Genomic DNA, 21,944 nt, shown 5'->3' on the forward strand with positions numbered 1-21,944 from the left:
AATCATGCTCTTTCTGTTTTTTGGGAAAAAAAAGAAAGACCTGAACAAAAATCCGTTTTACAGGGAAAAAGGGGCTCTTGTAATTTACATAAAATGTGACAGATGTGGGGAAGTCTTCAGAAGTCATCTGAGAACGGGGTACGATTTCATCGTGGATTACGATAACCCGGGCGTTCCTTACAAGATAGACAAGCTCTATGTGGGTTCAAAATGTCCCAACAAGATACATCTTGTTGCGACCTTCACGTCTTCTTATAAACCGGTGTCTGTTTCTCTGGAGGGTGGAACTTTTATAACCCGAGAAGAATTTGAAGAATCGCAAAAACAATGATGTAACCTTTTTTTAAGAAAGATTGTGATAAACTATCAAGGCTGTTATAAGATCAGCGAAAGGAGGATGGGAGATGAGAAGACTTTTCACCAGCGAGAGCGTAACAGAAGGGCATCCGGACAAAATCGCCGACCAAATTTCCGACGCCATACTCGACGCCATGCTCGAGCAGGATCCAAGGAGCAGGGTTGCCGTTGAAACACTCGTAACAACAGGGCTTGTCATCATCGCGGGAGAGGTTACCACCAGAGCTTATGTTGAGATCCCCGATATAGCGAGAAAGACCATTCTGGAGATAGGATACACGAGGGCGAAGTACGGATTCGATGGGGAAACCTGCGGAGTGCTCACCAGCATCCACAGTCAGTCTCCTGACATAGCTCTCGGTGTAGACAAGGCGCTCGAGGTCAAAACAGGAGAGGAAGTGGCTGACGAGTTCGAGGCGCTCGGAGCTGGCGACCAGGGAATCATGTTCGGCTACGCCACCAACGAAACCCCTGAGTACATGCCCCTTCCCATAACTCTCGCCCACAAACTCGCCATGAGACTCGCTGAGGTCAGAAAGAACGGGACTCTTCCTTTCCTCAGGCCAGATGGAAAGACACAGGTGACCATAGAATACGAGGACGACAAACCAGTCCGTGTCGACACAGTGCTTATTTCAACTCAGCACGATCCGGATATCTCCCAGGCAGATCTGAGAGAGGCGATAATAGAACACGTCATAAATCCTGTGATTCCAGAACAGTACAGGGACGACAAAATGAAGATACTGGTGAATCCAACGGGAAGATTCGTTCTTGGAGGTCCCATGGCCGACACGGGGCTCACAGGGAGAAAGATCATCGTTGACACTTACGGTGGTTGGGTACCCCACGGCGGAGGGGCGTTCAGCGGAAAAGATCCCACAAAGGTTGACAGATCGGCTCACTATATGGCAAGATATGTAGCGAAGAACGTTGTGGCTGCAGGTCTTGCGGACAAGTTCCTCATACAGCTTTCTTACGCTATAGGTGTCGCGAAACCCGTTTCCATAATGATCGACACGTATGGAACCGCGAAGGTGGATGAAGACAAACTTCTCAAGGTGATCACTGAACTGTTCGATTTCAGACCGGGTGCGATCATAAAGAAACTGAATCTTTTGAGACCTATTTACAGGAAAACAGCCGCCTACGGTCACTTTGGAAGGAACGAAGAGGAATTCACATGGGAGAAACTCGACATGGTAGATGAGTTGAAAAGAGCTTTCAATATGTAAGGGAGGGATCAAGTAGTGCCGAATATCAAATCTGCAAAGAAAAGGGTCAGAGTTTCTGAAAAGAGAAGACTCAGAAACAAGGCTTACAAGACTTTCTTCAAGAACAGAATAAAAGAGGTTCTCAAAGCTATCGAGAACAAAGAACCGAAAGAAGTCGTTCTTGAACTCACCAGGAAAGCGCAGGCTGCCATAGACAAAGCCGTTTCCAAGAGAGTCATCCACAAGAATCAGGGTGCGAGAAGAAAAGCGAGACTTTTCGAGAAGGTGAACGAATACCTGAGAACTCTCGAAACAACTCAGGAGTGAATTTCTTGCTGTTTTTGAAAGCTGGCCCCCTTGCGGGGCATTTCTGATTTTAAAGGGAGGGATTGTGCGTGGAGGGGTTGATAGGGGATTTCTTCAGGTTGATTATTAAAAACTGGTATTTTTCCCTACCCGCCGCTCTTTTTCTCATGTTCGCTGCCAGGTATGTTGAACACATAGCTTTTGCGGTGATCGGTTTTGTAATCGGTATCAACTTCGTGTTTCCTCTTCTTTCGAATATCGAATTTCTCAAATCCTATCTCACGAATGAGAATGTGAAGGTTGTTGTACTGGTGGCAACAGGTGTTTTAACCGCAGTTGTGCTTTACGTTCTGTACAGATACCTGGTGTTCCTCGCTGCTCTCGTCACCGTGACCTTCGTCGCTTACTACGTTATAAACTTTCTGGTGAGTTCTTTTAACCTTCAAAGTGTTCAGTACATGAACTGGATAACGTTTGGACTTTCCGTTTTCATTGGACTTTTAGCTGGATTGACTGCTTACCGCAAGGAAAAAGAATTTGCGAGAATCCTCTCAGTTGTGGTGGGTGCTGCGATTTTTTCAGTGCTGGTTTTGTTCTACCTTTCCGGACTCTTTGGTGTGGAGTTTAAACCGGAATCTCTCTTTGCGAACAAGATGATGATCTTCTTCTACGTGTCTCTTTTTCTGCTCTTTCTGTTTCTTTCTGCATGGTTCACTTTCAGGAAAAGATCCTATCAAAAAACTAGTTCGTAAATGTTAAAATAGTATAGAAACCAGATCTGAAAGGAGGTGTACCCCCTCGGGGGATCGAAGATGGCGAAAAAGAAGATTCTGGTGGTTGACGACGACCCGGCAATTCTCGAGCTGGTAGGATACAACCTTTCCAAAGAAGGATACGAGGTGCTCAAGGCTTACGATGGAGAAGAAGCACTCAAAATTGCCAACGACGAGGATGTGGATATGTTCATAGTGGATATCATGCTTCCTGGAATTGACGGTTTCGAGCTGGTCAGGAAGATCAGGGCTATAGAGAAATACAAGAACACCCCCGTGATCTTCCTGAGCGCGAAGGGAGAAGAATTCGACAAGGTGCTTGGGCTGGAGCTCGGTGCGGACGACTACATCACCAAGCCGTTCAGCGTGAGAGAGCTTCTTGCGAGGGTGAAGGCTATATTCAGAAGGCTTTCCACCGCTACTCAGAGCAAGGAAGAAAGGCCTAAGAAGATCATAGCCAAGGATCTTGAAATCGATGTGGAAAAGTACGAAGTGAAAGTGAGAGGGAAAAAAGTGAACCTCACTCCTCTCGAATTTGAACTGCTCCGATTCCTCGCGGAAAACGAAGGAAAAGTTTTCAGCAGGGATGTTCTCCTTGATAAACTCTGGGGATACGATTATTACGGAGATACGAGAACTGTAGATGTTCACATAAGAAGGCTGAGAACGAAGATAGAAGAAGATCCTTCGAATCCGAAATACATAATCACTGTGAGAGGAAAGGGATACAAATTCAGGGATCCCGGAAAGGAAGACTGATCAATGAGTATTTTCCTGTTTGTCGTAGTAGCTGTTCTATTCGTCCTGCTCTTTTTGGTGTTCAGGAAGCGCCTATCTGAGTACAGAATCTTCATCGAAAAGCTGTCAGATATGCTGGGGGAAAAGGACGTTCCCCCGCTTTATCTTTTCGAGAGACTGAAAAAGTACGTAGACAATCTGAAAGAAACAATTTCGCGTGTTGAGGTGAGCAGAGACAACTTCCTCACGATTTTGAACAGCCTCAGTGAACCCATATTCATTCTGGATCGAGAGGGGAAGATCACGTTTTTGAACGAAATTGCCCGTGAACTTGTGCAGGGCAGGATCAATCCCGAAGGAAGGCCTTATTACGAAATATTTGAAGATTACTACATAAGCGAAATGGTGGAAGAGACCATTAAGAGTGAAGAGCCACAGGAAGGAACTCTTGTTACCTACGTTGGTAACGAGAAGAAATATTTCCACGTGAAGGTAATACCTGTCGAACTGAAAAGTGGTGATAAGATCTTTGTCATTCTCTTCCACGATGTTACTAAAGAAAGAAAGCTCGATGAGATGAGAAGGGAATTCATAGCAACAGTTTCACACGAACTTAGAACCCCTCTCACTTCCATCCACGGTTATGCGGAGACGCTCCTTGAAGATGATCTGGAGGACAAAGAGCTGGTTAAGAGATTTCTGAAAATCATAGAAGAAGAATCTGCCCGTATGACACGTCTCATCAACGATCTTCTCGATCTCGAGAAAATGGAAGAAAGTGAAGTCAATTTTGAAATGAAAGATGTGGATCTGTGTGAAGTGATAGAATACGTTTACAAAATCATCCAGCCTATAGCCGAAGAAAATGAAGTGGACCTCGTTGTTGAGTGTGAGGATGTTGTGGTCAGGGGAAACAAAGAAAGGCTGATCCAGATGCTCCTGAATCTCGTGGACAACGCTGTCAAGTACACATCTTTGAAGGAAAAGGGAGAGAAAAAGGTCTGGGTGAGGGCCTACGATACACCGGACTGGGTGGTCTTGGAGGTAGAAGACACGGGACCTGGAATACCCAAAGAAGCCCAGAGTAGAATCTTTGAAAAGTTCTACAGGGTGGATAAAGCGCGTTCCAGAAAGATGGGTGGAACAGGCTTGGGTCTCACGATAGTGAAAACGATCGTCGACAAACACGGAGGAAGGATAGAGGTTGAGAGTGAGATCAACCAGGGAACGGTGATGAGAGTTTTCCTGCCGAAAAGAGGGTGAAAAAGTGAGAGCTTACGATGTGATACTCAAGAAGAGAAACGGGGAAAAACTTTCGAGAGAAGAGATAGAGTTCATGGTTGGTGGATATGTAAAAGGAGAGATTCCGGACTACCAGATGGCCGCTTTTTTGATGGCTGTTTATTTTCGCCACCTCGACGAAGAGGAAACTTACTATTTCACGGAGACGATGATGAGATCAGGAGAGGTGCTCGATCTGTCGGAAATACCGGGACCGAAGGTAGACAAACACTCGACTGGGGGAGTTGGTGACAAAACAACCCTGGTCGTGGCGCCTCTTGTGGCTTCCGCTGGGGTACCTGTTGCCAAGATGTCTGGAAGGGCCCTGGGTCACACAGGAGGAACCATCGACAAACTGGAGTCGATCCCTGGATTTCGAACAGAACTTTCTCTCGAAGAATTCATTGATAACGTTAAAAAGTATGGAATAGCGATCGTGGGTCAAACAGGGAATCTTGTTCCCGCCGACAAAAAGATATACGCACTTCGTGACGCGACAGCAACCGTCGACGAAATTTCTCTGATCGCCTCCAGTATCATGAGTAAAAAACTCGCCGGTGGGAGCGATGCTTTTGTTCTGGACGTGAAGTTCGGAACAGGCGCCTTCATGAAAGGGTTCGAAGACGCAAGAAAACTTGCCCTTCTCATGCTTAAAATAGCCCAGCAACATGGGAAGAAAGCGGCTGCCGTCCTCTCAAATATGGATCAACCCCTGGGAAGCGCTGTTGGAAATTCTTTGGAAGTGATAGAGGCGATAGAAACCTTGAAAGGAAACGGTCCCGAGGATTTGAAGGATCTGTCGATTACTCTGGGCGCTCTCATGCTGGAACTCGCTGGAGTAGCAGATTTTGACGATGGAAAGAAGATCTTGCAGACAAAACTCGAGACCGGAGAAGCCTTGGAAAAGTTTCGAATCCTCGTTAAAGCTCAGGGTGGAGACGAAAGAGTGGTGGACGACCCGTGGAAAGTGCTCCCGGTTGCAGAACAGGTGGTGGAATTCTCTGCAGAGAGAGAAGGCTATGTTTCAAAGATAGACGCGGAGAAAGTAGGTATCGCATCGATGGTGCTCGGAGCAGGAAGGAAGAAGAAAGAAGATCGAATCGATCACAGAGTTGGAATCATCGTTGAAAAGAAGATAGGCGACTCTGTGAAAAAGGGAGAGACGATAGCGAAACTTTTCGTGTCAGACAGAAGTGATGTTGAGAATGCTTTGAAGCTTCTGAAAGAAGCGTATGTGATCTCTGATTCTCCTTCAAAGCCACCCAGAGTCGTCGAAGAGGTGATCAAATGAAGCAAATAGTTCTGGTTCTTTTGATCTTCGCAGGTGTCGCTTTCGGTTCCTACCTGATCAGTGGTGGGAAGGCTTTTCCGTTGAGAACTGTCTTCAATGAAGGGATTTATTATGTGTGCGCTGAGGACCTCGCACCCGCCGGTGTTGGTTACATACATTCGAACGGTTACCACTACATCGTCTATGACAATCACGTACTCTTCATAAAAGAGCATGAGACGATTTTTGATTTTGTGGAAAAACTCTCCCCTCCGTTCTTCGTGAATGGTCTTCTTTTCGTACCCATCGATGCCTTAAAAAAGGTGATGGAGGGTTATCAGGTGTACACGAAAGGTGAAAAGGTTCTGATCTACGATTCCCTTCCGATTGTACTTTCAGCGACGAAGGAAAAAAATGGAGTTACGATAACATACACGGGAACGATCGTACCGGATATGGTGAGTGTAGAAAAAAGCATGGGAAGAGTCAGGATAAATCTATCTCCCGTTGTGTTGAGTCTTCCAAATGTTTCTGAAGGCGTAAAGGTTGAACTTGAGAAAAATGGTCTTTCGTTCGTTGTAGATGTGGGAAATTTTTATCCAGATGTTGAATACTCCATCGAAGGTGGAAAATTGTTTTTCCGGTTTCTCCTCGTCGAAGGTTTCTTTGGAAGACTGGAGGTTGCAGATGGAGTTGTCTTTGAAAGGAAAATCGAAGATTTCGGCGAAGGTGAGAAGACAGTTGTCAACTATCTCATAATGGACCCAGAGAAGGTAACGATAAAACCGGTTGTGTCGGGAAACGGTTTTGGGACCATCGAGCGACTCGATGAAATGGTGAAAAGAGTGGAAGGCATCGCCGGAATAAACGGCAACTATTTCGACCCGGTCACAAAATTTCCCATCGGTCTTGTTGTGATAGATGGGAAGCCGTATTCTGCCATGTTCGGTGGAAGGCCAGTTTTTGCTATCACCGAGGACAACAGAGTGTTCATCGGAAGAATAATAGTGGATGTCACACTCATGATGAGGGATGTCCTCTTTCTCGTGAAGGGAATAAACACCCTCGGAGAAGGTGAAGTCCTCGTTTACACGAGAGAGTTCTCCAAGGAAATACCAGAAAAAGACGACAGAATCTATTTTGTGGTGAAGGACAGTAAAGTATCACAGATCGGATACAAAAGCCGTGCTGAAGATTCTGAGTATGTCGTTTCTATCAGCAAGAAATACGAGAAATACCTCTCCGATCTCAAAGAAGGAGATGGAGCGTATCTTTCTCTTCAGCCCAACATTCCGCTGCGTATAAAGCAGGCTGTTGAAGGAGGACCTCTTCTCATTCAAAACGGTGCTCCGATTCCAGATGCTTGGGAAGAGAAGGCAAGGTATGGTGGGGGAATAGCGTACGCGAAGGCTCCAAGGACGGTTATTGCCACAAAAGATGGAAAGCTTTGGTTTCTCGTCTTCGAAGGTTATAATCATATAACGAGGGGATTGACTTACGATGAACTCGTGGACTTTCTCATCTCCAGGGGGTTCGAAGACGCCATGTGTGTGGACGGGGGAAGCTCTTCCGTAATGGCAGTGGCTGGCAGTCTTTTTGGCAGGACGGAGAACAGCACGGCCGCGATACCTGTGGGAATCGTAGTCTGGGAGAAAAAGAAGACGGAGGTGGGTGAGTGATGGGAGGACTTCAGAATGTGCGTTCGGTTGCTTTGATAGGGCACAACGGATCAGGTAAATCGCTTCTTCTCGCACAGCTTCTTTACAGATCAGGTTTGCTTGACAGGGCAGACACAAAGTACGTGGATTACGATCCTGTTGAGGAGGAGAAAGGGGCCAGTTTCTCCTCACACGTGGCGTCTCTTGAATGGAAAGGTAAAAAGTTGTATTTGATAGATACCCCTGGATTCTCAGACTTCATATCGGAAGTTATAAACGGAATTTTCGTTTCTGAGAACATCATCTCCGTGGTGAACGCCGTTGCCGGTGTAGAGATACAGACCGAAAGGACATGGAACATAGCAGACGAGATGAAAAAACCCATCATGGTTTTCGTCAACCAGATGGATAAAGAGAGGGCCAATTTCGAGAATGTGATAGCCGAACTGAAAGAGAGGTTCTCCAGGAAGATCGTCCCGGTAGTTGTTCCAATCGGTGCGGCCGAGAATTTTGAGGGTGTCGTGGATCTTCTGAAGAAAAAGGCCTACAGGTACAATGGAGATAAAGTTCAGGAAGAGGACATGCCGGAGAACTTCAACGATGTGAGATCAGAGATACTCGAAGATATCGTGGAACAGGATGAAGAGCTGATGATGAGATACCTCGATGGTGAAGAGATCGGATACGATGAACTCATGCGGGTACTCAGAGAAGGTTACAAAAAAGGAGAAATCGTGCCTGTGCTTTCTGGATCCGCGTTGAAAGGAATAGGATTGGATGTTCTCCTTGATTATCTGGGAGACATAGGTTCTTCACCCGAGGAAGCACCTTCGTACAAGGCACTCCTGGAAGATGGAACGGAGATAGAAATGAAATTCTCCGAAGAAGAGCCGTTCTGCGCTTACATTTTCAAATCCGTGGTTGACCAGTTTGTTGGAAGGATCACCTTTGCTAAGGTTATCGCAGGAGTTCTCAGATCTGGTGACACCATTGTGAATGTTCAGAAGGATGTCTCGGAGAAATTAGGGCACATTTATGTTCCAATTCTCAAACAGCAGAAGGAAGTTGAATCCGCTGGTCCCGGTGAGATCGTCGTTCTTCTGAAACTCAAGGAAGGTGCCGTTGGAGAAACACTTGCGCACAGAGACAGAAGAGTGAGGGTGGTACCTCCTGCCTTTCCAGAACCCATGTTCTCCAGGTCTGTTCATCCAAAGACGAAGTCCGATATCGACAAGATCAGCAATGGACTTTCAAGACTTTCAGATTCCGACCCAACGTTCGTGTGGGAGTACGATCCCGAAACAGGAGAAACCGTCGTTTCTGGTCTTGGTGCGATGCACCTTGATGTCATGATAGAGAGATTGAAGAAGATCTTCGGTGTCGATGTGGAGGTTGGAAAACCGAAGATCGCCTACAGAGAGACGATAACAACAACCGCCGTTGCTGAGCATAAGCACAAGAAACAAACGGGTGGACACGGTCAGTACGGTCATGTGAAGATACAGCTGGAGCCTCTTCCGAGGGGACAAGGATACGAATTCGTTGACAGGATAGTTGGAGGAGTGATCCCGAGGAATTTCATACCATCCGTTGATAAAGGTATCAGAGAGGCCATGAAGAAAGGAGTTCTGGCAGGATATCCTGTAACAGATGTCAGAGTCATACTCTTTGACGGTTCTTACCACGAAGTGGATTCCTCGGACATTTCGTTCCAGATAGCTGCCATTCAGGCCTTCAAAAAAGGAATGGAAGCGGCAAGACCCGTCATTCTGGAACCAATAATGGAGGTTGATGTCTTCGTCCCGGAAGAGAACGCGGGAGACGTGATGGGAGAAATCTCCAGTAGAAGAGGAAGGCCCCTTGGAATGGAACCATCTGGAAAAGGCATGGTGAAGGTGAAAGCAGAGGTTCCACTCGCTGAGATGCTTGACTTCTCCAGCAAACTTTCTTCCATCACGAGCGGTCGAGGATACTTCACGATGAGGTTCCAGAGGTACGAAATAGTGCCTCCAAACATACAAGAGAAGATCATTGAAGAGAGAAGAAGAGAGATGCAGGAACAGGAGAAGTGAGATGAACTTCAAAAGACTGATAATATACGAAGCCTTTGCACGTGCTTATCCAGGAGAAAAAGGAAAGAAGTTCGATTCCCTCATGAAAGATCTTGAAAGACTCAAAGGAATGGGCATCAACACAGTGTGGTTGATGCCCATTCATCCTACTGGAATGGTGGAAAGAAAAGGTACTCTGGGATCCCCTTACGCCATACGCGATTACTACGAGATAGATCCACTCATAGGAACGAAAGATGGCTTCAAAAGGTTCGTGAAGAGAGCTCACGAATTGAACATGTACGTTTTGATGGACATGGTCCTGAACCACGCGGCAGCTGACAACGTCTTAGTCAAAGAACACCCTGAGTGGTTTCTCAGGGATGAAAATGGAAATCCCACAAGGAAAGTGCCAGACTGGACGGACATAGTCGATTTTGATTATTCGAATGGAGAACTGAGGAAGTACATGATCAACATGATGAAGTACTGGGTTGAAGAGTTTGACATCGATGGATTCAGGTGCGATGTGGCAGGGCTTGTTCCACTGGACTTCTGGCTGCAGGTAAGGAAAGAACTCGACCCCCTGAAGAGACTCATATGGCTTTCTGAAACACACGATCCCTACATGTACCAGGCTTTCGATATCACCTACGACTACGATGGCTACTACAAGTTCAGGGATTTCATTGAGGGAAAAGGTAGCTTGAGGGAGTACGTGGATTTCTTGAGGATGCAGGATCACATGTATCCCAGAGGTTACATAAAGATGAGATTTCTGGAGAATCACGACCAACCGAGGATCGCGAAATTCATCGAAGAAGATTCGTTGATCCAATGGATAGCGTTTCTTTTCACCTTCAAAGGGGTTCCTCTCGTTCACAACGGACAGGAGTACGGTCTCAAGGAGGACGTGGACATATTCAACGAATACACGTTACCGTTTCCTATGGAAGAGAACAGGATCTCAATTCTTCACAGAAAACTTGCCCATTACAGATACGGAACTGGTGTTTTCACCGAAGGAGAGATGCTTTTTGTGAAAAACGATCAACCAGAGAAGGTGATATCTTATCTCTGGAGATACGAAAACAGGTACATTCTCTGTGTATTGAATCCTCTTCTTGAAAGCACAAAGGTAACTCTGGATTTCTCGGGTATTTGGGAGAGTGCGTGTATCCATTCGAAGAACGTGTTCAACGATGAGATTGTTCGAGTTCCCGTGAAAAATTCCCGCGCGACTGTTGAGGTAGGGAAAGAACCTCTGATACTCTCTTTCGTGCTCTACTGAGAGCGGGTGGTAGAATGAGTGTGGGTGTTGTGAGTCTGAGAGTGAGACTCTTCGGTGTGAGATCTTTGAAAGAAAAAAGAGGAATCCTGAAGAGACTGATGAACGATTTGAGGAAAAAGTACAACATCTCCATCTCTGAAGTGGGAGCGCACGATTCGAAAAGTTTCTTTGAGATAGGAATCGCCATGGTGAACACTGACAGAGCCGTTATTGAGAGAGTCTTCGATTCGATCATCGATTATCTGGATCTTTATCCGGGAATGGAAGTGGAAGAGATCGAAAGAGAGGTGTGGTGAATGGTCGTGATAACGAACGAGATTGAGAGCATCATGGAAAGGCTTCTTTCGAGAAAAAGGATCAATCACGTGCGATCGGTGGTGGAATTTTCAAGAAAACTGGGAGAAATATACGGTGCGGACTTAAATAAAATAGAACTGGCGGCTCTCTCCCACGATCTCTTCAGAGACGTGCCACCAAGGAAGCTTTTGAAAATGGCCCGGGCTTATGGTCTGAAGATTTCAGAGCTGGAGAGGACACACCCCGTTCTTCTGCATGGAAAAGTGGCAGCGGAATTCTTGAAAAGGCGTTTCAATGTAGAAGACGAAGAAGTTCTCAACGCGGTAGCCTATCACACCTCAGGACACGTGAGTTTCGGAACCGTGGGGCAGATTCTGTTCATAGCCGATTCCCTGGAGTTCACGCGTGACTTTCCAGGGGTGAATGAACTTCGAAGGATCGCTTTCAGGAACCTGGAGGAAGGATTCTTTCAGGTTTTGAAAAACAAGATTTTTTATGCGGTTGGGAAGAACTATCTGTTGATCCCGGAGACTGTCGAACTGTGGAACAGCATTCTTATGAAAAGAGGAGGGCTAATCGATGAAGAAGTCGAGTAAGATCGTACTGGCAGTTGTGCTGATCGCTGTTGCTCTCGCCGCTGTTTTGTTCCTTTACTACAGATCGTTTCTCACCTCTCCAGATTACAAAGCAGCGGAGGTTCACTATCTTTTCAGAGTGGGAGACAATAGCTACTTTGTGAGAATAGACGATTCGAAGAGGATGGTCTTCGTCGTTTCTTTCCCAAGTGAATCTTTTGACCCAGAAAGAAGAGAGGCGATCATCTCTGAAAGGCCTCTGAGCGATCTCGAAAAGATGGAGACCCTCTTGGATATAAAGGCCGAAAGAGCCTTCTACTCCGTTATGTCCGAGGAGGAATTTCTAAAACTCTGCCAGGATCTTCTTGGAAAGCAGTGTGAGAGTTTTCCAGACTTCGTTAAAGAGTTCTCTAAAAGAAAGCTGAAGTTCTTCGACTTCATTTTCGTTGGAAGCTGGTTGAAGAAATTCGGTTTCAACAACCTGAACAGGTTCTCTCTCTACAAGTTCTTTGAGAAGATCTCGAACTACGCCATCGACGTTTTCGAAGCACCAACGGTGACGGAAAAGCCCATTGTGATAGAAGTTCAGGGCAAGAAGTACGAGAGACTGTATCTGGACTCGGAGAAACTCAAAGCCATCTCCGAGGAGATGAAAAGGTGAGGATAGACCCCCTCGGTGGAGAGTCCTTGAAGAATCAGGAAGTGAAGGGGAAAAAATCTGGAAAGGCTTCTAAAGTTGGTGAATCGAAAAAAAAGGAGTTTTTCGATATCCTGGAAGACGTGAAAGAAGATCACTTCGAAAAACTCCTTGAAGAAGCCGTGGAAGAAGTGGTCGATTCAGGAAACGAGCTCGTACGTTCTCCCACTCCTTCCAACTTGAAAAGATACAAGAACGCTATAAAGGAGTTCCTGAAACTCATAGAAAAGAAAATCTACAAACTTGCTGGGAGTTTCGATATGAACAGCGGCCGCGCAAGGCTTCACGTGGTGGTCGAAGAGGTGAACGAAAAACTGGTGGATCTCACGGAGAAGATCATGAAAAACGAATGGCAGACAATAAATCTGGCTGCCAAAATAGAAGAGATAAACGGACTGATCCTCAACCTCTACCGCTGAATCTCGAGTGAGAGATCCACGAACACCTCCTGAAATGTCAGCCTGCTCGTGGAGATCACATCTACAGTTTCGAAGTCATAGAGAGAAACATTTTCTTCTGTGATGCCACCTGACACTTCCACGATCGCGTGGGGATTGATCTCTTTTATTCTCCTGGATATCTCTTTCACTTCTTCGGGGGAGAGATTGTCCAGCATGACGATATCCGCTCCAGCTTCAACCGCTTTCAGTGCATCTTCCAGGTTCTCCACTTCGACTTCTATTTTTGTGGTGAAGGGTATTATCTTTCTGACCTCTTGAACAGCCCGTTCGATACAACCGTATATCTTCAGGTGGTTGTCTTTTATCATCGCACACCCGCTCAGGTCGAACCTGTGAGGATCTCCTCCACCGTGTACCACAGCGATCTTTTGAAGAATTCCCAGACCAAGCAGTGTCTTCCTTGTCGCTGCTATTTTTGCGTGTTTGAGTTTTTCGGTGAATCTTCTGGTTGTTGTGGCCACAGAAAACATTACAGAGAGAACGTTGAGGAGAGTTCTCTCCGCAACCAAAAGCTTGTAGGTGTTGCCTTCTATCTCTCCTATCACCCCGGTTCTTTCCAAGTACTCTCCGTCTTCCACGTGAAATTTAGAAAGCAATCCCATTTTTTCCAAGAATATTTGAGAAACCTCTATACCAGAGGCAACCACGTTTTCTGTTTTCAAAAGAAGATGAGCGCTGGCAGTTGTGTTTCGAAGCGGAAAGGAAGCGAGGTCAAGTTTTCCTTCATCTTCTTTGACAAAACTCATCAAAAGGTCGAAAATTTTCTCCATCATATCACCCCATGAGTTCAAACATTCGAAGAATCGGTTTCTTTGCCTTCTCGATCACTTCTTTTGGGAGAATTACCTCGAAAGATTCGGTCTGTAGAGCGTGGAGAGTGTTCTCCAGTGTGTTTTTCTTCATGTTCACACACACTGCCATTTCGAGCGGCACGAATTCTCTGTCAGGGAACTTTTTCTTCAGTTTGTGGATCATCCCTATCTCTGTTCCAATCACAAAGATCCTGGAAGGATCTTTCTCTGGGATCTTTTCCATTTGTCCCGTGCTTCCCACGTAATCGGCTTTGTCTCTCACTGGTTTTGGAGACTCTGGATGAACGATTACTTTGGCATCCGGATATTTCTTCCTCACAGCGTCGATGGATTCAGCGTTGAACTGATGAACTGGGCAGTGACCGTTCTCGGGTATCGTGATGACCTTCTTTCCTGTTTTTTCTGCGACGTACTCTCCAAGATTTCTATCCGGACCAAAGATGACCACACTGGAATCCAGTCTCTTTACAACTTCCACGGCGTTGGCGGACGTACAGATAACGTCGGCGAGCGTTTTGCATTCGGACGTGCTGTTCACGTAGAGAACCACCGGTGCACCTGGAAATTTTTCTCTGTACTCTCTGATGATCTCCGGTGTCAGACGGTTCGCCATGGGACAGGTCGCGCTTTTGTCGGGGACGATCACTTTTTTGTCTGGATTCAGTATCTTGACCAGTTCCGCCATGAAATCTACCCCAAGAAAAAGAATTTTCTTTTCTGAGAGCTCCATAGCCTTCCTTGCGAGCTGAAGAGAATCACCGACGAAATCGGCTATGTCCTGAAGCTCTGGAATTTGATAGTTGTGCGCAAGAATGATGTAGCCTTTTTCTTTTTTCAGTTTGAGAATTTCATCCACCATGTTTTTTCCTCCTCATCCGAATACGATTTTTGATTCGAGGTTTCTCAAGGTTCTGAGAATCGAATAGACTGTTAGCATACTTGTTTTTGGGTTTTCTGGTGATGGAATGTTCTCTATTTTGAACTCGTAGTTTCCGATGGCGGAGGAGATTCTCACTATATGAACGTTGTGATTCGCGTCAGGATCTGCTACTATTGTTACCTTTACCTTTTCAAAGCCCACTACAAGACCGATAGTCGACGCTACGTTGATGTTTCTTGGAAAGAGTTTTGACGCTTCCTCGACACTTCCTTCGAACACGACTGTTTTGCCTTTCAAATCCAGGCCGAGACTCTTTGGATGTTTTATCGTTTCTATGCGGACGTTTTCGACGAAATCTTTAATGGAAGAGAGAACATCGAGACCGCCGATGGCACCGGATGGGAAAAAGACCCTGGCTGGTGAATTTTTCAGCTCGTTGAAAAACCTTTCCCTGAAGACTTCGTCTGCGAAAGCGCTGGTGCTGATTATGATGTAGTTCACAGGACTTTTCAGGATCTGAAACGAGTATTCTTTAACGGCTTCTGGAGAAGCGCATTCGACAACCGTGCTGACATCTGGGGGAACCTGAAATTCATTGAGGTAAACAACTCCTGGGATGTCTTTTGAGATCCTGTCGTAAACGTAGATTTTCTCGAAATTTCTCAGTTCTGCGAGTTTTTTTCCAATATTTCCCATTCCGATGATCAGAACAGTCATGCTCAACACCCCCAGAAATAAGTTTACACCTGCTGTAAACAAAAGACAAGTTGTTTTGATCAAAAGTCGCTGTAATATTAGTGTGAAAAATATTAATATCCAACAAGATTATTTTATGCATCCAAATAGAATTAGTTCCAATCATTCACAAAGTAGGTGATGTGTGTACTTGGCATTGGAAGAACGATACAGAGTATGCAATTACCGGTAACGAAAAATTTTATGCGGGTTTGTGGTACCGGAAGCTATGCGTTAAAAAGGGAATAATGGATGATATGAAGAGACAATATGAAGAGAATTTGTGGTAATCGATGACGTGTAAGTGCTTTTAATTAGAGAAGTTAACAGTTAACTTCTAACACACTGAGGAATACCTTCTTTCATCTATTTGTGAAACATGGAACTAATCGATTTTTACCAAAAACATCCCAAAATGCCCTGACGTAGGTTGATATAATTTATCATCTGTTTTTTGCTTGTGTTCTTTTCTTGTTTGACTATGCAATTATTCCATTTTTCCAAACAGTACTTGAAGGTGCTCTCTTGTGTGTTAGAATGGTTTATGGAAAGGGAGGATATGGAAGGTCAAAAAACATCTTGCTTTCAGAGTGTGTTTGTGGTATAATTTCTCTTGAACTCAACGGGTTTCAATAATTCCTTAGAGGTATGGAAACAAGCAAAGGAGAAAGCGCCCGTCAGGACCGGAGCATGTTTCAATAATTCCTTAGAGGTATGGAAACCTTCCTGCCTTGCGCGGGTTGAACCGGAACCTTATGTTTCAATAATTCCTTAGAGGTATGGAAACCCACATTTCATATGCCTTTTTCAGATACCAAGCCCCGTTTCAATAATTCCTTAGAGGTATGGAAACTAGTCTATAATGTAATTGGACTTAAACATAGGAGTGAGTTTCAATAATTCCTTAGAGGTATGGAAACCTCTTTCTTCATCAACGAGGATCACCTCCCCATCTCCGTTTCAATAATTCCTTAGAGGTATGGAAACTAACATCCCTCGCACTCGTCTTTTGATTCAAAAATTGTTTCAATAATTCCTTAGAGGTATGGAAACCCTGGTAAGAGTTCTCTATACAGTTGTAATGCATCTTGTTTCAATAATTCCTTAGAGGTATGGAAACGCTACAGCAACGAGGTCGCACGCTAGGGCTTTGACGGTTTCAATAATTCCTTAGAGGTATGGAAACTTTTTTCGGGGGCTTTCCCGCTACTCTGGGCTTTCATTGTTTCAATAATTCCTTAGAGGTATGGAAACAGACCACCCCCACCAAAATTGCAAGAGAAGCGCTTGTTTCAATAATTCCTTAGAGGTATGGAAACCTGCGTGGGAAAAGATACCAATCACAACCCGTCTCAGTTTCAATAATTCCTTAGAGGTATGGAAACAAATTTTGTCTTCGTTTTTGTCTTGTAAGGTGATATGTTTCAATAATTCCTTAGAGGTATGGAAACCCGGCTCTAACGGGCCTGATTTGAGGTATAGAAACATTAACCAAGTTCACATAAGCTTTTAAAGGGTTATAAAATAAAAAGAGCAGGGGAAAATTCCCCTGCTTTCTTTTTCTTGTAGATTTCTCAAATACTCCAGATTTCTTCGAAAGAATGCGGTGTTTCACAGTACTCGCATATAAACTGTCCTTTTTCGTCTCTCACAAAGGAAGGTGAAGCATTTTCGCCGTGTGCGGGATTGGTGATGCAGTTCTCGTTTTTGCATCGGAGTTCCTCAAATCCATAGATCGTTGGTGGAAGCTTTATTCTGTATTTTTCAACAACCGTGCTGTTTTTTATGATGTTGACTGTGGTGTTTGGAGAAATCGCCGAGAGTTTTTTTATTTCTCTCTTGGAGAGATAACGATCCGGCAGGCTGATGTAGCCCTTGAAGTTTCCATCACTCGACCGGAAAATACCATCCGCACTGTCCACATCGTAGAGTCTCAGAATTTTCCTTATTTTCACAATTGTTGAGTAAATTTCCTCCGGTGTCTTTCCTTTGGCTATGTGGTCTATCACCGTTCCGTTTTCAATGGGTTTTATACCTCTTTTTCCTTCCTTTTGAACCCCCTTTGATCCGTGTGTGATGGGAGCAGGGATTATGAAGTCTTCTTCTGGCTTTTCTTCTTTCTTCGAGGTATCGAAAGGTGCTTCCAGCGCTCCACCGAACATGGAAAGAAGCACGATCCTCACCCAGTAACCGTTCCTCGCCTGTGTTTCCCATCCGTTCAGAGGGAGTGTGTCCAGGAAGTTCGGTATCGTCGGATAAACCTTGTGCCTTGGAAGCGGATGGTAGAACTTCACTCCTTCCGGCAGTGCGTCCAGATACTCTTTTTTGAAAGTGACTGCTTCTCTCAGAATATGAACCTTCTCGAGAATGTCTTCTCCCATTCTTTCGAGTTGAAGCCGTGTGAAGTACCAGATCTTTGCCACATCTTTCTGGCTGAGATACTCTCTGATCGAAGAGAAAATCCTGACCTCGAAACCGTTCTTTTTCATCTTTTCTACGTAATGCTCTGGCATCATGAGCTCTTCCGGTGCCACAAGATCCACCTTCACATTTTTGAATATCTTCAAGCCGTTCACTTTGGAATGAACCGTTCGGCCGTGAAGCAGGTCACCAACGAGTGCCACATGTATGAACGAGTTGTCAAAACCATTCTGCTCGAGAAAGGTGTATTCATCCAGAAGTTCCTGTGTTGGATGCTCGTGCTTTCCGTCGCCCGCGTTTATAAAAGAGGGTACTTCTATACCGTTCCTGCTTGCGAATTCTGATATTCTTCTTTCCAGGAGTCTACAGACTCCTTCGAGTCTTGTTCTCACAACGAATATGGAGTAGTCGCTGTAGCCTGTGAGCATGGAGAAGGTGTCCGTGTAGCTTTCTTGTTTGTTGAAGGAGGAATGTTCCGAATCGAAAACGTTCACCTTCACGTTTGGACCCGAGTGAAACTTTGCAGCGTTTATGAAGGATTCTTTCGTCCTCGTGCTTGGTTCAACGAAAACGATGTATATTCCAACGTTTCTCTTCTTTATCCTGAAATCCGATACATCCTCTCCGTTGTACCATCTCTGTTTGAGCTCTCTGGTTTTCTCATAGAGGAACATCTGCTCCTCCACGCTCAGATCTTCTATGACTGCGAGGGTTCTGCCGAGAAAATCCCGTTTCATTCACAATACCCCCTTCAGACAAAAAAATATCGCACCTAACGGTGCGATTTTTCTACAGAATATTTGAGAAAAAGTGTGCCTCTTTCGTTCAAACGCCTCATCTCCAGAAGTTTCAAAGGAAAGTAACCTTCGAATTCATCGAAGAAAGGTATTCCCTTCCCGAACACGTACGGTTCGACGGTGACGAAAAGCTCATCTACCAGTTTTTCTCTCAGAAATTCCGTGAACACGGTCTTTCCTCCTATGACAGCCACCTTTTCGTAGCCTTTTCCTTCGAGGAATTTTACCACATCCCCAGGTGAACCGTTGAAAAAAACAAGTGAAGGATCGTTGGAAGACCTGCGTCTTCTCGTCAAAACAACGTTCAGCCTCTCTGGAAGAGGTCTTCCTATTTCTTCGAATGTGACCCTTCCCATCACAACGTTTCCGATCTCTGTGGTGATCTCTCTGAAATTTTTTCTGTCCTCAAATGAGTTCCAGCCTTCAACAGAGGAAGCTATTTTTCCGGAGACGTCCATCGCAAGAACGAAAATCACTTTTGCCATGGGTTCCATTCCCCTGTGAGGTAAGAGTGGATGAACTGCGCCGCTTTCTTTCCAGCTCCCATGGCCTTTATCACCGTCGCTGCACCTGTTACGATGTCTCCACCTGCGAAGACGCCTTTCACGCTCGTTGCTCCTGTGTCCTCGTCCGCTTTGATGTATCCGTGTTCGTTCAGTTTCAAGCCTGGGAACTCAGAGAGAAGCACCCTGTTTGGACCCTGCCCTATAGCTTCTATCACCATGTCAACCTCGAGAATGAAGTTGCTTCCCTCGATGGGAACAGGTCTTGGCCTTCCCGAACCGTCTGCTTCCTTCAGCTCCATCCTTACGCACTCCACGGCTTCCACGTTTCCGTTGGCGTCCCCGATGTATCGTATCGGGAGAGTGAGCCACAGAAACTCAATTCCTTCCTCCAGTGCATGGTGGTATTCCTCTCTTCTGGCGGGCATCTCACGTTCCGTTCTCCTGTAGACAATGTACACCTTTTCGGCTCCTAATCTGAGCGCGCTTCTTGCCGCATCCATAGCAGTGTTTCCAGCTCCTATCACAGCCACCTTCTTTCCCACACGGATGGGTGTGTCGTACTCAGGGAAGAGATAGGCTTTCATGAGATTGACCCTCGTGAGAAACTCGTTGGCGGAGTACACTCCGTTCAGATTCGTTCCCGGAATTCCCATGAATTTCGGTGTTCCCGCACCGGTACCTATGAAGACGGCGTCGTACTCCGAAAGGAGCTCTTTCACTTTGACAGTCTTACCAACAACCGTGTTGAGATAGAAGTTAACCCCGAGTTTCCTTATGTAGTTGACTTCTCTTTCAACGATCCCCTTTGGAAGACGAAACTCCGGAATTCCATACACGAGAACACCACCCGGTTTGTGAAAAGCTTCAAAAACGTCAACGTGGTATCCCATCTTCGCGAGGTCTGCCGCAGCTGTCAGTCCCGCTGGACCTGAACCAACGACGGCGACTTTCTCCTTTTTTGACCCGGCCAGAGGTTTCACTTCTTCTTCGAGGTTCTCGGCTGCCCAGTCCGCGACGAATCGTTCCAGCCTTCCGATCGCAACGGGTTCGCTGTCTTTCATTTTTCCCACGACACACCTCGACTCACATTGAACTTCCTGGGGACAGACTCTTCCACAGACCGCGGGAAGGTTGTTGTAGCTTTTGAGAATTCTGTAAGATTCCTCGAGTTTTCCCTCTCTGAGTTTCCTTATGAAGCCGGGAATGTCGATTCCCACAGGACATCCGGAGACGCACGGATGTGTGGGACACTGAAGACACCTCTGAGCCTCCGCCACAGCCTCTTCGAGCGTGTAGCCGAGCGCTACTTCTTCGAAGTTCCTTCTCCTCGATTCCGGTGATTGTTCCTTCATCGGAGTTTTTCTGTTTTTCATTCTGATTCACCTGCCGCTCTCAAAAATCTTTCGTACGAGATCTTTTCCTGCTCTCTGTACTGTGCGAGCCTTTTCAGAAGTTCGTCCCAGTCCACTTCTTCTCCCCTGAACTCGGGGCCGTCCACACAGGCGAACTTGATCTGACCAGAAACCGTGACCCTGCAGGCACCGCACATTCCCGTTCCGTCCACCATTATCGGGTTTAGAGAGACCCATATCGGAACTCCGAATTCTCTTGCTTTCAGCGTGCAGAATTTCATCATGATGGTGGGTCCAACAGCCCAGCAGATATCGAACTTTCTCTCCCTGAAGAGTTTATCCATCGCGTCCGTTACGACACCTTTCATTCCAGCGCTTCCGTCGTCCGTTACAAGCAGAACATCGGATATCTTTTTGAATTCATCCACCATGATCAAGTAGTCTTTCGTTCTTGCACCGAGAACGGTTGTGATGTTGTTCCCCACGTTTTTCAGCGCTTTCGCTATGGGATAGAGCGTCGCTATTCCCACTCCTCCACCCACGAGCAGGACGTTCCCGTAGTTTTTGATCTCACTCGGGTTCCCGAGAGGTCCCACCACATCGAGAATGGTGTCCCCTTCTTTTTTCAGAGAAAGCTCGTGAGTGGTTTTTCCGACGACCTTCACGACCATCCTGAACAGTCCTTTCTCGGGCCTTGTGTCGGCCACTGTTAGAGGGATTCGCTCTCCCTTTTCGTGGAGCCTTATCACAACAAATTGCCCCGGTCCCGCTTCTTTTGAAACAGAGGGTGAATGAACCCAGAAATCGAACACATCTTCTGCGATTTTCGTCTTCTTAACGATCTCGTTCAAGATTGCTCCCCCCACTCTCACCGTTGATCACCAGAATTTCGTCGCAGAGTTCTTCGATGTCCTCCCTTATGTGAGAAGATATTATCACCGTGATTCCTTCTTCTTTGAGTCGTTTCAGTTTACTCCTGACGATGCTGGCCGATTCAACGTCGAGACCGCTGGTCGGCTCGTCGAGGATCAGAAGTTCAGGGTTTCCAAATAGAGCCGCTGCAAGAGCCGTTCTCTGTTTCACGCCTTTTGAAGCGTTTCGAACAAGGGTTCCCATGAAAGGTTCCAGCATGAACTCAGAGACAATGAAGCTTTCCATCTTCACCCCTCTGAGTCTGGAAAAGAAAAGAAGGTTCTCACGAACTGTGAGTTCTTCAAGCAGAGCAGGGAACTCGGGAACGAAGGCTATTCTCTTTCGAATGTACGACAGGTCCTTCAGTGCGTCTTTTTCGAAGAGAAAGAGTCTTCCTTCGTCCGGTTTCAGGATGGTGGCGAGTATCTTCAAAAGAGTGGTCTTCCCCGCAGAATTCTGTCCAACAATGCCGAGGGATTTTCCTTTCTCGAGAGAAAACGAAACTCCATCCAGAACCTTCTTCTTCCCGTAAGATTTTTTCAAGTTTTCCGCGACTACAA

At 45.9% G+C, this 21,944-nt stretch carries 22 protein-coding genes and 1 CRISPR repeat array; of the genes, 14 read left to right on the top strand and 8 right to left on the bottom strand.

Annotated features, from left to right (window positions below):
* The first annotated feature begins 4 nt into the window (after positions 1–4).
* The 14 genes from TPET_RS05765 (at position 5) to TPET_RS05830 (ending at position 12,927) form a co-directional block, all read left to right on the top strand.
* Positions 5–331 (top strand): hypothetical protein, encoded by a 327-nt coding sequence (locus TPET_RS05765; protein ID WP_011943663.1) that lies wholly within the window; start codon positions 5–7, stop codon positions 329–331.
* A 73-nt stretch (positions 332–404) separates the two neighbouring features.
* On the top strand, positions 405–1,592 hold the full coding sequence (gene metK / locus TPET_RS05770) for a methionine adenosyltransferase (protein WP_004082170.1): 1,188 nt from the start codon (positions 405–407) through the stop codon (positions 1,590–1,592).
* A 15-nt stretch (positions 1,593–1,607) separates the two neighbouring features.
* Positions 1,608–1,898, top strand: a complete 291-nt coding sequence (gene rpsT / locus TPET_RS05775; RefSeq protein ID WP_011943664.1) for a 30S ribosomal protein S20 — start codon at positions 1,608–1,610, stop codon at positions 1,896–1,898.
* A 68-nt stretch (positions 1,899–1,966) separates the two neighbouring features.
* On the top strand, positions 1,967–2,629 hold the full coding sequence (locus tag TPET_RS05780; protein ID WP_004082166.1) for a hypothetical protein: 663 nt from the start codon (positions 1,967–1,969) through the stop codon (positions 2,627–2,629).
* A 60-nt stretch (positions 2,630–2,689) separates the two neighbouring features.
* A complete protein-coding gene (locus tag TPET_RS05785; protein WP_011943665.1) occupies positions 2,690–3,409 on the top strand; it encodes a response regulator transcription factor in 720 nt (239 codons plus the stop codon).
* 3 nt (positions 3,410–3,412) lie between these two features.
* The gene (locus TPET_RS05790; RefSeq protein WP_011943666.1) at positions 3,413–4,651 is read left to right on the top strand and encodes a sensor histidine kinase; all 1,239 of its coding nucleotides are present in this window, start codon (positions 3,413–3,415) and stop codon (positions 4,649–4,651) included.
* A gap of 4 nt (positions 4,652–4,655) precedes the next feature.
* Positions 4,656–5,960, top strand: coding sequence for a pyrimidine-nucleoside phosphorylase (locus TPET_RS05795; RefSeq protein WP_011943667.1), 1,305 nt, complete (start codon positions 4,656–4,658; stop codon positions 5,958–5,960).
* Entirely contained in the window at positions 5,957–7,618 is a 1,662-nt protein-coding gene (locus TPET_RS05800; RefSeq protein WP_011943668.1) for a phosphodiester glycosidase family protein, read from the top strand. Before TPET_RS05795 ends, TPET_RS05800 begins: the two co-directional genes overlap by 4 nt.
* A complete protein-coding gene (fusA, locus tag TPET_RS05805; RefSeq protein WP_011943669.1) occupies positions 7,618–9,669 on the top strand; it encodes an elongation factor G in 2,052 nt (683 codons plus the stop codon). Before TPET_RS05800 ends, fusA begins: the two co-directional genes overlap by 1 nt.
* 1 nt (position 9,670) lies before the next feature.
* Positions 9,671–10,939 (top strand): alpha-amylase family glycosyl hydrolase, encoded by a 1,269-nt coding sequence (locus TPET_RS05810; protein ID WP_011943670.1) that lies wholly within the window; start codon positions 9,671–9,673, stop codon positions 10,937–10,939.
* Between the two features lie 14 nt (positions 10,940–10,953).
* On the top strand, positions 10,954–11,235 hold the full coding sequence (locus TPET_RS05815; protein ID WP_004082152.1) for a DUF503 domain-containing protein: 282 nt from the start codon (positions 10,954–10,956) through the stop codon (positions 11,233–11,235).
* Positions 11,236–11,832, top strand: coding sequence for a bis(5'-nucleosyl)-tetraphosphatase (symmetrical) YqeK (yqeK, locus tag TPET_RS05820; RefSeq protein WP_011943671.1), 597 nt, complete (start codon positions 11,236–11,238; stop codon positions 11,830–11,832).
* Positions 11,816–12,472, top strand: coding sequence for a hypothetical protein (locus TPET_RS05825; protein WP_011943672.1), 657 nt, complete (start codon positions 11,816–11,818; stop codon positions 12,470–12,472). Before yqeK ends, TPET_RS05825 begins: the two co-directional genes overlap by 17 nt.
* Positions 12,469–12,927 (top strand): YaaR family protein, encoded by a 459-nt coding sequence (locus TPET_RS05830; protein ID WP_011943673.1) that lies wholly within the window; start codon positions 12,469–12,471, stop codon positions 12,925–12,927. The genes TPET_RS05825 and TPET_RS05830 overlap by 4 nt, the downstream gene beginning before the upstream one ends.
* Here the strand turns inward: TPET_RS05830 and nadC are convergent.
* The 8 genes from nadC to TPET_RS05870 all read right to left on the bottom strand — a co-directional run bounded on the left by nadC (position 12,918) and on the right by TPET_RS05870 (position 21,927).
* Positions 12,918–13,739, bottom strand: a complete 822-nt coding sequence (nadC, locus tag TPET_RS05835) for a carboxylating nicotinate-nucleotide diphosphorylase (RefSeq protein ID WP_011943674.1) — start codon at positions 13,737–13,739, stop codon at positions 12,918–12,920. The genes TPET_RS05830 and nadC overlap by 10 nt on opposite strands.
* Before the next feature lie 4 nt (positions 13,740–13,743).
* Positions 13,744–14,640 carry a quinolinate synthase NadA gene (gene nadA, locus TPET_RS05840; RefSeq protein ID WP_011943675.1) on the bottom strand — a complete coding sequence of 299 codons (897 nt, stop codon included), beginning with the start codon at positions 14,638–14,640 and terminating at the stop codon, positions 13,744–13,746.
* A gap of 12 nt (positions 14,641–14,652) precedes the next feature.
* Positions 14,653–15,378, bottom strand: a complete 726-nt coding sequence (gene nadX / locus TPET_RS05845) for an aspartate dehydrogenase (protein WP_011943676.1) — start codon at positions 15,376–15,378, stop codon at positions 14,653–14,655.
* Positions 15,379–16,022: 644 nt separating this feature from the next.
* Positions 16,023–16,847: direct repeats of the CRISPR family, unit length 30 nt; unit sequence GTTTCAATAATTCCTTAGAGGTATGGAAAC.
* Positions 16,848–16,970: 123 nt separating this feature from the next.
* Complete coding sequence (locus TPET_RS05850; RefSeq protein WP_011943677.1) at positions 16,971–18,554, bottom strand: bifunctional aspartate carbamoyltransferase catalytic subunit/aspartate carbamoyltransferase regulatory subunit; 1,584 nt, start codon at positions 18,552–18,554, stop codon at positions 16,971–16,973.
* Positions 18,555–18,589: 35 nt separating this feature from the next.
* Complete coding sequence (gene folA, locus TPET_RS05855; protein WP_011943678.1) at positions 18,590–19,099, bottom strand: dihydrofolate reductase; 510 nt, start codon at positions 19,097–19,099, stop codon at positions 18,590–18,592.
* Positions 19,087–20,493 carry an NADPH-dependent glutamate synthase gene (gltA, locus tag TPET_RS05860; protein ID WP_011943679.1) on the bottom strand — a complete coding sequence of 469 codons (1,407 nt, stop codon included), beginning with the start codon at positions 20,491–20,493 and terminating at the stop codon, positions 19,087–19,089. The genes folA and gltA overlap by 13 nt, the downstream gene beginning before the upstream one ends.
* On the bottom strand, positions 20,490–21,323 hold the full coding sequence (locus TPET_RS05865; protein ID WP_011943680.1) for a sulfide/dihydroorotate dehydrogenase-like FAD/NAD-binding protein: 834 nt from the start codon (positions 21,321–21,323) through the stop codon (positions 20,490–20,492). Before TPET_RS05865 ends, gltA begins: the two co-directional genes overlap by 4 nt.
* A complete protein-coding gene (locus tag TPET_RS05870) occupies positions 21,307–21,927 on the bottom strand; it encodes an ABC transporter ATP-binding protein (RefSeq protein WP_011943681.1) in 621 nt (206 codons plus the stop codon). The genes TPET_RS05865 and TPET_RS05870 overlap by 17 nt, the downstream gene beginning before the upstream one ends.
* Positions 21,928–21,944: the final 17 nt, after the last annotated feature.

Source organism: Thermotoga petrophila RKU-1 (assembly GCF_000016785.1).
Classification (GTDB): domain Bacteria; phylum Thermotogota; class Thermotogae; order Thermotogales; family Thermotogaceae; genus Thermotoga; species Thermotoga petrophila.